Origin of the sequence: Xanthomonas sp. LMG 8993, from assembly GCF_009835065.2 — a bacterium.
Lineage (GTDB): Bacteria > Pseudomonadota > Gammaproteobacteria > Xanthomonadales > Xanthomonadaceae > Xanthomonas > Xanthomonas arboricola.
Genome location: NZ_QVIF02000009.1, coordinates 81,327 through 94,041 on the forward strand (window position 1 = coordinate 81,327; position 12,715 = coordinate 94,041).

Sequence of the window (12,715 nt, forward strand, 5' to 3'; positions counted from 1 at the left end):
TCCACGGATCGAGCGCTGCAACGTCGTCGCCGCTCTCCCAGATCGCAAAGAGGCAGACATGGCCCCCCGCACTCGCCAAGGGCTCAACGACCACGGTCTCTACAACAGCGCGCGCGATGAGCGCGACGCCTGTGGTTTTGGCATGGTCGCCCAGTTGGACGACCAACCTTCCCGCTCGCTGGTGGACACCGCAATTGCGGCGCTCTCGCGCATGACCCACCGCGGCGGCGTGGCGGCCGACGGCCTCACCGGCGATGGCTGCGGCCTGCTGATCCGCAAGCCCGATGCGTTCCTCCGCGGGCTGGCGCGCGATGCCGGCATCGCCCTGGGCACGCGTTACGCGGCCGGTGTGGTGTTCCTGCCGCTGGACGAAGCCGATGCCGCACGCTGTCGCACCGAACTGGAAACCCAGTTGCACAGCGCCGGCGTGCAGTTCCGCGGCTGGCGCGTGGTGCCCACCGACGACAGCGTCTGCGGCCAGCTGGCACGCGACACCTTGCCGCGCATCGAACAGGTATTCGTCGATGCCGGCGCCGAGCAGAGCGAAGATGGCTTCACCCTGGCGCTGTTCCTGGCGCGCCGCCGCGCCGAGCAGGCGCTGCGCGAGGTGGAAAACTTCTACGTCACCACGCTCTCGCCCAACGGCATCAGCTACAAGGGCATGGTGCTGCCGGACAAGCTGAGCACGTTCTACCCGGACCTACAGCGCAGCGACCTGTCCTCCAGCGCGATCGTCTTTCACCAGCGCTTTTCCACCAACACGCTGCCGCGCTGGCCGCTGGCGCATCCGTTCCGCCTGCTCGCCCACAACGGCGAGATCAACACCATCGAAGGCAACCGCCGCTGGGCGCAGGCGCGCAGCAAGGTGTGGCAGACCCCGCGTTTCGACATCGCCGAGTTCGACCCGGTGATCTCCATGCACGGCTCGGACTCGCAGAGCCTGGACAACATGCTCGAGCTGCTGATCGCCGGTGGCATGGACCTGCTGCAGGCGCTGCGCATCCTGGTGCCGCCGGCGACCCAGTCGCTGGAGTTCAAGGACGCCGACCTGGCTGCGTTCTACGAGTTCTACGGCCTCAATACTGAGCCGTGGGACGGCCCGGCCGGCATCGTCGCCTGCGACGGCCGCTATGCCGCCTGCATGCTCGACCGCAACGGCCTGCGCCCGGCGCGCTGGATGCTGACCTCCGACCGCCATTTCCTGGTGGCCTCCGAGGCCGGCGTGTGGGAGCTGCCCGCCGAACGCATCACCCGCAAGGGCAAGCTGGGCCCGGGCGAGATGATGGCGATCGACCTCAAGCGCGGCGATCTGCTGGACTCGGACGCCATCGACCGCATCAACCGCGCGCGCGCGCCGTACAAGCAATGGCTGCAGCAGGGCGTGACCTATCTGCAGACCGAACTGATCGACCCTTCGCTGGTGGAAGAACCCTTCAGCGAGCAGACCCTGCGCAGCTACCACAAGCTGTTCCAGCTCAGCACCGAGGAAGTGGAGCAGATCCTGCGCCCGCTGGCCGAGACCGAGCAGGAAGCCACCGGCTCGATGGGCGACGACACCCCGATGGCGGTGCTCAGCCGCCAGACCCGGCCGTTGTACGACTACTTCCGCCAGGCCTTCGCGCAGGTCACCAACCCGCCGATCGACCCGCTGCGCGAAGGCATCGCGATGTCGCTCACCACCCAGCTCGGCAAGGAGACCAACATCTTCCACGCCGGTGCGGAGACGGTGAACCACGTCATCCTCAACTCGCCGGTGCTCAGCCAGCGCAAGCTGCGCCAGTTGCTGAAGATGGAGCAGTACGTCGAGCGCAACCGCCTGATCGACCTGTCCTACAGCGTGGAGGAAGGCCTCAAGGCCGGCCTGGAACGCATCTGCCAGGACGTGGAGGCGGCCGCGCGCGAGGGCGCGGTGATGCTGCTGCTGTCCGACCGCTACCCGGTCCCGGACCGGCCGATGGCGCATGCGCTGCTGGCCACCGGCGCGGTGCACCACCACCTGTGCAAGGTGGGCCTGCGCTGCGACGTCAACCTGATCATCGAAACCGGCACCGCGCGCGATGCGCACCACATGGCCTGCCTGCTCGGCTTCGGCGCCACCGCGGTGTATCCGTACCTGGCCTACCAGACGCTGTTCGACCTGGGCCGGCGCGGCATCCTGCAGCTGAGCAAGGGCGGCGAGCAGTCGCAGATCGGCCGCCGCTACCGCAAGGGCATCTACAAGGGCCTGTCCAAGATCATCTCCAAGATGGGCATCTGCACCATCGCCAGCTACCGCGGCGCGCAGTTGTTCGAGATCGTCGGGCTGGACCCGGACGTGGTGGAGCTTTGCTTTGCCGAGACGCCCGCACGCATCGGCGGCGTGGGCCTGTCACGGCTGGATACCGAGGCGCGCGAGCTCACCGCACGCGCCTGGAACGACCAGCTCAAGCCGGAAGTGGGCGGCCTGCTCAAGTACGTGCACGGCGGCGAGTACCACATGTACAACCCCGACGTGGTCATGACGCTGCAGCGCGCCACCCGCACCGGCGATGCCGGCGACTGGCAGAAGTACGTCGATGCGGTGCATGCGCGCCCGGCCTCCACGCTGCGCGATCTGGTCCAGCTCAAGCGCGCCGACACCCCGACCCCGCTGGACGAGGTGGCCCCGGCCGAAGATGTGTTGCGTCGCTTCGACACCGCCGCGATCAGCCTGGGCGCGTTGTCGCCCGAAGCGCACGAGGCGCTGGCCATCGCGATGAACCGCCTGGGCGGGCGCAGTAACTCGGGCGAAGGCGGCGAAGACCCGGCGCGCTATGGCACCGAGAAGCGCTCCAAGATCAAGCAGGTGGCCTCCGGCCGCTTCGGCGTGACCCCGGAATACCTGGTCAACGCCGAAGTGCTGCAGATCAAGGTCGCCCAGGGCGCCAAGCCCGGCGAAGGCGGCCAGCTGCCCGGCCACAAGGTCAACGAGCTGATCGCGCGGCTGCGCTACGCCAAGCCCGGCATCGGTCTGATCAGCCCGCCGCCGCACCACGACATCTATTCGATCGAGGATCTGGCCCAGCTGATCTACGACCTCAAGCAGGTCAACCCGACCGCGCTGGTGTCGGTGAAGCTGGTGGCCCATGCCGGCGTCGGCACCATTGCCGCCGGCGTGGTCAAGGCGGGCGCCGACCTGATCACCGTGTCCGGCCACGACGGCGGCACCGGCGCCAGCCCGGTCAGCTCGATCCGCTATGCCGGCGTGCCGTGGGAACTGGGCGTGGCCGAGTCGCACCAGGCGCTGGTGGCCAACGACCTGCGCGAGCGCACCATCCTGCAGACCGACGGCGGCCTGAAGACCGGCCTGGACGTGGTCAAGGCCGCGTTGCTGGGCGCCGACAGCTTCGGCTTCGGCACCGCGCCGATGATCGTGCTGGGCTGCAAGTACCTGCGCATCTGCCACCTCAACAACTGCGCCACCGGCGTGGCCACCCAGGACGAGCGCCTGCGCGCGAACTACTTCACCGGCCTGCCGGAGCGCGTGGAGCATTTCTTCCGCCTGCTGGCCGAAGAGGTGCGCCAGTGGCTGTCCTACCTGGGCGTGCGTTCGCTGGACGACATCGTCGGCCGCACCGACCTGCTCGAACAGCTGGAGGTCTCGCCGCGTGCCGGGGTCAAGGTCGATCTCTCGCGCCTGCTCACGCATGCGCAGTACGACGGCAGCCATTGCGCGGCCCAGCGCCTGTACGAATCGCCCGACAGCCTGGCCACGCAGATGGACGGCCTGCTCGCCGATGCGATCGCCAACAAGCGCGGCGGCGACCACCGTTTCCTGATCCACAACACCGACCGCTCGATCGGCGCGCGCCTGTCCGGCGCCATCGCGCGCGTGCACGGCAACCACGGCATGAGCGATGCGCCGTTGAATCTGCGCTTCCGCGGCACCGCCGGGCAGAGCTTCGGCGCGTTCAACGCCGGTGGCCTGCAGCTGGAGCTGGAAGGCGAAGCCAACGACTACGTCGGCAAGGGCATGGCCGGCGGCCGGCTGGTGGTGCGCCCGCCGCGCGGGGCGCGCTTCGAGGCGCGCAGCACGCCGATCGTGGGCAACACCTGCCTGTACGGCGCCACCGGCGGCGAGCTGTTCGCCGCTGGCCGCGCCGGCGAGCGCTTTGCGGTGCGCAACTCCGGCGCGCTGGCGGTGGTGGAAGGTGCCGGCGACCACTGCTGCGAGTACATGACCGACGGCGTGGTGCTGGTGCTGGGCAAGGTCGGCCTGAACTTCGGCGCCGGTTTCACCGGCGGGCTGGCCTACGTGCTGGATATCGAACGCGACTTCGTGGACCGCTACAACCACGAGCTGATCGACATCCACCGCGTCTCCGCCGAGGGCTTCGAGAACCATCGCCAGCACCTACACACCCTGATCAGCCGCCACCGCGAGCTGACCGGCAGCATCTGGGCGCAGCAGATCCTGGACGAGTTCCGCGACTACATCGGCAAGTTCTGGCTGGTCAAACCCAAGGCCGCCAGCATCGAGTCGCTGACAGAGTCGCTCAGGCGTGCCGCCTGAGTGACGGGATTGGTGAATCGGGATTGGGGATTCGCTCAAGCTATGCGAATCCCGATTCCCGAATCTCCACTCCCGGCCTTCCAGCGTCGTGATTGTTTGTTCGAGATTCGCACCGCGTCCGCCCCCCGTCGCCCGCTGTTGCGAATCCCCAATCCCAACTCCCGAATCCCAGCCCTATGAGCCGCAAGCAAGCCTTCCAATTCCTCGACCTGCCCCGGACCATGCCCACGCGCATTCCGGTGGAGCTGCGTACGTCCGGTGACTGGGGCGAGCTGTACGGCAAGTTCGACAAGGCCGACGCGCAGTACCAGTCCGGCCGTTGCCTGGACTGCGGCAACCCGTACTGCAGCTGGAAATGCCCGGTGCACAACGCAATCCCGCAGTGGCTGCAGCTGGTGCAGGAAAACCGCATCGAAGAAGCCGCCGCACTGTGCCACTCCACCAATCCGCTGCCGGAAGTGTGCGGGCGGGTGTGTCCGCAGGACCGCCTGTGCGAAGGCAGCTGCACGCTGGAGGAATTCGGCGCGGTCACCATCGGCGCGGTGGAAAAATACATTGTCGATACCGCCTTCAAGATGGGCTGGCGCCCGGACCTGGGCAACGTGCAGCCGAGCGGCTGGCGGGTGGCGGTGATCGGCGCAGGCCCGGCCGGCCTGTCCTGCGCGGACCGTCTGGTGCGTGCCGGCATCGAGGCGGTGGTCTACGACCGCTACGAGCAGATCGGCGGGCTGCTGCAGTTCGGCATTCCCAGCTTCAAGCTGGACAAGTCGGTGATCGGCAAGCGCCGCGAGATCCTCGAAGGCATGGGCGTGCAGTTCCGCCTGGGCGTGGAAGTGGGCCGCGACGTCAGCATCGAGCAGTTGCTGGGCGAGTTCGATGCGGTGTTCCTGGGCACCGGTGCCTACCGCTACACCGATGGCGGGCTGCCCGGGCAGGACCTGAAGAACGTGCTGCCGGCATTGCCGTTCCTGGTGCAGAACAGCCGCATCGTCAGCGGCAATGACCCGCACGGCCGGCCGATCGCCGGCTGGGAAGACCAGATGGCGCTGCCCGATCTCAACGGCAAGCGCGTGGTGGTGCTCGGCGGCGGCGACACCGGCATGGACTGCGTGCGCAGCGCCATCCGCCTGGGTGCGGCCAAGGTCACCTGCGCCTACCGCCGCGACGAGGCCAGCATGCCGGGCTCTGCACGCGAGGTCGCCAACGCGCGTGAGGAAGGCGTGCGCTTTTTGTTCAACCGTCAGCCGCTGTCGATCGAATCCGGCGCCGACGACGAAGCGATCGGCGTGACCGTGGTGGAAACCCGGCTCGGCGAGCCAGATGCCAGCGGGCGGCGCAACGCGGTGCCGGTGGAAGGCAGCGAATCGCTGCTGGAAGCGGACGTGGTGATCATCGCCTTCGGCTTCTCGCCGACCCTGCCCGACTGGCTGGCAGCGCAGGGCGTGGAAGCCGGCAGCAACGGCCGCATCGTCGCACCGGCCGACGACAACGGCCGCCTGCCCTACCAGACCAGCAACCCGCGCCTGTTCGCCGGCGGCGACTGCGTGCGCGGCGCCGACCTGGTGGTCACCGCGGTGGCCGAAGGCCGCGATGCGGCCAGCAGCATCGTGCAGCTGCTGGGCGTCAAGGCGCAGGTCAAGGAACCGGCCGCCGCCTGAGTGCCGACCAGTGCGTGGGCTCGGCGCCCACCGCTGGTTACCGGCTCGCGTGCGGGCAGCCCGCACGCTGCGTTGGCGGCCAGGCCGCATGACGCTGCTCGATGCAGCGCATCCACCGCGACCCACCGTGCGGAAGACGCTCCTGTAGGCGACCAGACTCTCGCCTGACTCATGCCCCAGGGTTCCACCTGCTTGCCACGCAGGCCACACGCCTCGTGGCGCAACGCCGATATCGCATCCGCAAGGTCGTGGCTTGTCCGACCCGCAGCGCGCGAGGCCACACGCACGCCTCCTCCGCGATCGGCATCTAGCTGACACACGGCGCACCGGACGGGAGTGCCAGCAAACGCAAGCGCCCAGCCGCCATGCAGCCTTTCGCACACACGCTTGAGCCTGCCATCGGCATGCGCCCGGGCCCGCATCGATCTGCAGCCTCGACGATTGCACCCACTATAGAAGTGTGATTTAAGTCACATATCTGCTGTCGCCCCCTAACGCGATGCTGCCGACTCACCAGCGACGCGCAGGACGCCCTGCTCCGAACCGGATGTGCTCGGCAATGACGGCAGTCGGTCCCATCCCGGTGCGCGATACCGCCGCCGCGGACTCCAGACCTCATTCATCTGTCGCCGCGCCCCGCGGCGGCGAAGCCGTGGGCCCCACCAAGGAAGCAACCTCATGACACAGCAACTCACTACCGGCCAATACGGACGCGACGACTGGGTGGACTGGCTCCGCGGTGCCAGCGTGTTGATGGTGATCGTGCTGCACGCCTACGGCTTTGCCTTCGATGCCTACCCGGAACTGCGCGGCGGCGCTGCTGAAGAAAGCAGCGCACTGATGCTGTCGATCGAGCGCCTCAACCGCTCGTTGGCGCCGCTGCGTATGCAGCTGATGTTCCTGCTCTCGGGCCTGTTCGTGGCGCGTGGGCTGGACAAGGGCATCGCGCCCTACCTCGGCGGCAAGCTGCGGCACGTGCTGTATCCCTACCTGCTCTGGTCGGTGCTGATCTTCGCCCTGCGCGAGGCCGGCTCGGTGCTGGCCAAGGCCGAACCCATCGCCTGGGTGGACCTGGGCAAGATCGCAGTGGGCAACGTGGCACTGACCTGGTTCCTGTTCTACCTGTTCGTGTTTCTGGTGCTGATGCCCTTGCTGCGCCGGCTGCCGGCGCCGTTGGTCCTGGCCGCGACCGTGCTGGGCTCGGTTTGCCTGGGTCCGCTGCTGCGTCAGGGTGCCGATCCGTTCTATTACTTTGCGTTCTTCTACATCGGCACGCTGCTGGCCGGCCGGGTGCCGGCACTGCTGCGGCAGGCACCGCGCTGGATCTGGCCGCTGTCGTGCCTGAGCCTGTGCGCCATCGTGCTGATCGCCAATCTCACCGCGCTGCACAGCATCTGGATCGGCTACCTGCCGCTGGTGCTGGTCGCGCTGCCGCTGCTGATCACCGCGGCGATGTGGGCGAACCGGCAACCGGCCGCGCAGGCAATCCGTTATGTGGGCCGCAACTCGGTGGTGTTCTACCTGAGCCACTTTCCGCCGTTCATTGTGCTGGCCTACCTGCTGCCGCGCTGGATCGACGAGGGGACGGTGCTGTTTTTCGCCTTATTGAGTGTCGGCGTGCTGGGGCCGGCGGTGCTGTGCCTGCTGCGCGCACCGGGCCGCCTGCCCGCGCTGAACCTGCTGTTCTCCGCACCGCTGCCGGTGCGTCGCCCACGCAGCTTGCCTGTCGCCGGCAAGCTGCACGCCTCGCCGGTGTCCGCATAGCCGCAGTCCTTGCCGGCAGTGCCGCCCAGCGGCGCTGCCGATCCGGCTGATACGGCTGATGTCGTGCGGTCATACGACCACACACCGCCGTCCTAACCCGGGTGATGCATTCCATGCCGCATCACCTGGGCCGACCGTAGCGCCGGCAACCGACCTGCAGCCCTGTGGCAGGGCTGCAAGCCAGGCGATCAGGCCGCCTTGTCCAGCGTGGCCATGTCGATCACGAAGCGGTACTTCACGTCGCTCTTGAGCATGCGCTCGTAGGCCTCGTTGATCTGGTCGGCGCGGATGGTTTCGATGTCCGAGACGATGTTGTGCTTGGCGCAGAAATCCAGCATTTCCTGGGTCTGGCGGATGCCGCCGATCAACGAACCGGCCAGGGTGCGGCGCTTCATCACCAGATTGAACACGCTCGGCGAAGGATGCGATTCCTCGGGCACGCCCACCAGCACCATCGCACCGTCGCGCTTGAGCGCATTGAGGAACGGGTCCAGGTTGTGCGGCGCGGCCACGGTGTTGAGGATGAAATCCAGCGTGTTGGCCTGCGCGGCCATCTGCGCCTCGTCCTTGGACACCACTACTTCGCTGGCGCCCAGGCGCAGCGCATCGGCGCGCTTGCTCTCGGAGGTGGTGAACAGCACCACGGTGGCGCCCATCGCCTTGGCGATCTTCACCGCCATGTGGCCCAGGCCGCCCAGACCGACCACGCCCACCTTCTGACCGGGACCGACCTTCCAGTGCGCCAGCGGCGAATACGTGGTGATGCCGGCGCACAGCAATGGCGCCACTGCGGCCAGGTTGTCGCTGTGCGAGATGCGCAGCACGTATTTCTGGTCGACCACGATGTGGTCCGAGTAACCACCGTAGGTGTTCTCGCCGCCACCAAACATCGGGCCGTTATAGGTGCCGGTGAAGCCCTGCTCGCAATACTGTTCTTCGCCTTCCTGACAGGACGCGCAGCTGCGGCAGCTGTCAACCATGCAGCCGACGCCGGCCAGATCGCCAACCTTGAAGCCGGTGACCGCATCGCCGACCGCAGTGACGCGGCCAACGATCTCGTGGCCGGGCACCGACGGGTAGCGCGTGTTGTGCCATTCGTTGCGTGCGGTGTGCAGGTCCGAGTGACACACGCCGCAATAGGCGATATCGATCTGCACATCGTTGGGGCCGGGCGCACGCCGTTCGAACACGAACGGTGCAAGCGGCTGATCGGCAGTTTGGGCGGCGTACGCGTGGGCTTGGCTCATGGGGGAGACTCCAGATGTGACGTCCCCCGCGACAGTGCGGGAGACTAAAAAAGGGTGGCGCTAGCTTAAGACAGGCGCCTGTCGCACTCCTGCGACAGTGCGTCTTGCCTGGCGGGTTGCGGACGCGACCGCAGCGGCATGGTGCGCCCTGCAGGTGTTTGCGCGCGATCAAATCGGCGTTCGCCGGCGTGAATGGCGCGCTAACGCCGGAGCTTCTACGCTGACCAACCACCATCCTGCGCTGCACCATCCCTGCTGGCCGTGCCCTCCCCCTGCGGCCGCCTACGTCGATGCCGAAGGAGGCTTCCATGTTCCGCTCTCCCCCCAACCTCCCATCCTTGCGCAGTGCCGCACTCGCACTGACCTTGTTGGCCGCACTGCCGCTGGCGCACGCCAAGGAGCCTGCGCGCCCCGGAAAGGAATCCAGCGGCCTGAAGTATGTCGGCGTCAATCTGTCCGGCGCCGAGTTCAACTCACGCAAGAAGCCCGGCACGCTGTTCAAGGACTACACCTACCCGGCCGCGTCGGATTTCAGTTATTTCGCCGGTAAGGGCATGAACACGATTCGCCTGCCGTTCCTGTGGGAACGCCTGCAGCCACAGCTCAATGGCGATCTGGATCCGGCGCAACTGGCGCTGCTGAAGAAATCGGTGGATGCGGCCAAGGCCAACAAGCAGTACCTGATCCTGGATGTGCACAACTACGCCAAGTACAACGGCAAGCGCATCGGCAGCAGCGAGGTGCCCACCGGCGCGGTGGCGGATCTGTGGCGCCGGCTGGCGCTCGAATTCAAGGACGACAAGTCGGTGATCTTCGGGCTGATGAATGAGCCCAACGGCATTTCCGCCACCGATTGGGCGAGTGCGGCGCAAGGCGCGATCAACGCGATCCGCAAGACCGGCGCCAGGAACCTGATCCTGGTGCCGGGTACCGCCTACAGCGGCGCGCACAGCTGGCGCAGCTCCAACTATGGCGTCTCCAATGCCAAGGCGCTGGAAATCCTCAAGGACCCGGGCAATAACCTGGCCTTCGAAGCGCACCAATATCTGGACAACGACTACAGCGGCACCAAGCCGGTGTGCACCAGCGCCACGGTCGGCGAGGAAAAGCTGCGCGGCTTCACCGCATGGCTGCGCGAGAACAAGCAGAAGGGCTTTCTGGGCGAATTCGGCACCGCCAACAATCCGGTCTGCGACCAGGCGCTGGAAGGCATGCTGACCTACATGGAAAAGAACAGCGACGTGTGGCTGGGCTGGACCTGGTGGGCCGCTGGTGCCTGGTGGAAGCCGGAGTATTTCTTCACCGTGCAGCCGGGCAAGGACGGCAGCGACAAGCCGCAGATGTCGATTCTGAGCAAGTATGCCCGCCGCGCGACCAAGTAAGCCGCGCGGTCCGCTCGATCACGGTGGTCGCAGCGGTTGCTGCGGCCACCGTTTTTTTTGCGCGCCATCCGCCCTGTCCTGCCACGCGTCACCGATGACATCCACCAGCGATTGCAGACCGCGCGCTGCATCCATCTCAGCCGCAATCCGATCTTCTTATTGCAGCAGGTGCACTGGCTGCCCGCTGCCGAAAGCATGACGCCGCCCACACCTAGTGCGCGGTGCACATGGCAAGTGCCGAGGTTGCGCGACCGCACCAGGTGACTTTTGCATGTGCGTGCGCATTGATCGCGCAGCAGCGCGGTGGCGATTGCAGGTGCTGCGCCGCGCCGCGCGTTGCGTTTCGATGATGCCCGCGCAATGCGGCGTACGTCGCAATTGCGATGCGCACCACTGCCAGGCGCACGGCGCCATCGACCTGCCGCGTTGTGATCGCACCATGGCCGTCCAGCGATGCGGGAGGCGGCGTATTTCCGCAGCGATTCGGCGCAGATTGCAATCGGCATGCAATGCGCGTGACCGTGCGGTGTCGCCTTACCACAACAAAGCGTGCGCATGTTTGGCAATAAACGCGAAGTCGCTCACAGCTCCAATTAAGTGATAGCTCGCATTCGTAGTTTGAATGTCTCGATGCGCTTAGGGTGAAACGCGATGCAGTGTCGTCATGCACGTGGCAGGTCCACGCCAGGGCAATGCATCTCCCCCGCGAATGCTTCAGGAGTCACCCATGCTGCCCTCCCCCACGCCGACGCGCCGGCTGTCCAGCCGTGCGTTGTCATTGCTGCTGCTTGTCATGGCGCTGCTTGCAGGTGTGCCATTCGCACAGGCACAGAACCGCCTGAAGTACGCAGGCGTCAATCTTTCCGGTGCCGAAATCAAATCCTCGCAAAAGCCCGGGGTGCTCAACGTCGACTATCTGTATCCGGCCGCCAGCGATTACCGCTACTTCGCCGGCAAACACATGAACATCGTCCGGCTGCCCATCCTGTGGGAGCGCCTGCAACCCAAGGCCGGCGGCGAGCTGGATGCGGCGCAGCTGGCACTGATCCGCCAGGCCGTGGCCAACGCGAAGGCGGCCAAGGTGTACCTGATCCTGGATATCCACAACTACGCCCGGTATTACGGCAACAAGATCGGCAGCGCGCGCGTGCCGATCAGCACCTTCAACGATCTGTGGCGACGCCTGGCGATCGCCTTCAAGAACGACAACAGCGTGATCTTCGGGCTGATGAACGAGCCTTACGACATCAACCCGCAGTCCTGGGCCAACGCCGCGCAGGCATCGATCGACACCATCCGCAAGACCGGTGCCAACAATCTGATCCTGGTGCCCGGCGCGCTATGGAGTGGCGCGCACAGCTGGTACTCCACCGTTGCCGGCCAGTCCAACGCGGTGGCGCTGGCCTCCATTCGCGACCCGCTCAATCGCTACGCCATCGAAGTGCATCAGTACCTGGATACGGACTCCAGCGGCACCAGTGCCGGCTGCGTCAGCAGCACCGCCGGTGCCGAACGCCTGCGCAGTTTCACCGAATGGCTGCGTCTGAATCACAAGCAGGGCTTTCTCGGCGAGTTCGGTACCGGCAACAACGCCACCTGCAATAGCGCACTCAACGGCATGCTGGGCTATCTGGAAACCAACCGCGACGTATGGGTGGGCTGGACCTGGTGGGCCGCCGGCGCGTGGTGGAACCGCAGCTACCCCTTCAACGTGCAGCCCGATGCGCAGGGCCGCGACAAGCCGCAGATGTCGATCCTGAGCGCGCGCGCAAAACGCATCACCCAGTAGTCGGAGCAAGCAGCGTGCGATGGGCAACCGTCGCACGCTGCGCAGCAAGCACCCAGCTCACGCATGTACACCCGGTATATGCCGATGCCCGGCAACAGCCGTGCCCAGTCGCGGTGAGCACAGTCGTCACGCAGCAAAACGCCAGCACTCAGCAAGCGCTCTAGCGCTCGCTGCGTGTGCGTGCGCTACAGCAGTGCAGCGTCGGTGATCCGGCGCCGCGCCGTTGACGGCGAGCGTATCCATCCGCCGATTTTTCGACAGCGCCATGCATGCGATGGCGGTGTCGACAAGCGTGCGCGACCGCTTTTCAGCGCGGCGCGTCACAGCGTGCTGTTCCAGAACGT

Annotated in this window: 6 protein-coding genes; 5 read left to right on the plus strand and 1 reads right to left on the minus strand. The window is 66.5% G+C overall.

Translation table 11 applies throughout. From position 1 onward, the window contains the following. Positions 1-58: 58 nt before the first annotated feature. The 3 genes from gltB (at position 59) to DYQ94_RS16130 (ending at position 7,953) form a co-directional block, all read left to right on the plus strand. Positions 59-4,531, plus strand: a complete 4,473-nt coding sequence (gene gltB / locus DYQ94_RS16120; protein ID WP_126966819.1) for a glutamate synthase large subunit — start codon at positions 59-61, stop codon at positions 4,529-4,531. 176 nt (positions 4,532-4,707) lie between these two features. Then, positions 4,708-6,189 (plus strand): glutamate synthase small subunit GltD family protein, encoded by a 1,482-nt coding sequence (locus DYQ94_RS16125; RefSeq protein WP_160955044.1) that lies wholly within the window; start codon positions 4,708-4,710, stop codon positions 6,187-6,189. 678 nt (positions 6,190-6,867) lie between these two features. Next, complete coding sequence (locus tag DYQ94_RS16130; RefSeq protein WP_126966818.1) at positions 6,868-7,953, plus strand: acyltransferase family protein; 1,086 nt, start codon at positions 6,868-6,870, stop codon at positions 7,951-7,953. 188 nt (positions 7,954-8,141) lie between these two features. Here the strand turns inward: DYQ94_RS16130 and DYQ94_RS16135 are convergent, their stop codons facing one another. Then, complete coding sequence (locus DYQ94_RS16135) at positions 8,142-9,200, minus strand: NAD(P)-dependent alcohol dehydrogenase (RefSeq protein WP_016901586.1); 1,059 nt, start codon at positions 9,198-9,200, stop codon at positions 8,142-8,144. Positions 9,201-9,508: 308 nt separating this feature from the next. Here DYQ94_RS16135 and DYQ94_RS16140 point away from each other — a divergent pair, with 308 nt between their 5' ends. Together DYQ94_RS16140 and DYQ94_RS16145 are read left to right on the plus strand one after the other, a co-directional pair. Continuing rightward, complete coding sequence (locus tag DYQ94_RS16140) at positions 9,509-10,582, plus strand: glycoside hydrolase family 5 protein (protein ID WP_126966817.1); 1,074 nt, start codon at positions 9,509-9,511, stop codon at positions 10,580-10,582. A gap of 799 nt (positions 10,583-11,381) precedes the next feature. Then, positions 11,382-12,371, plus strand: coding sequence for a glycoside hydrolase family 5 protein (locus tag DYQ94_RS16145; protein WP_184428999.1), 990 nt, complete (start codon positions 11,382-11,384; stop codon positions 12,369-12,371). The last annotated feature ends 344 nt before the right edge of the window (positions 12,372-12,715 follow it).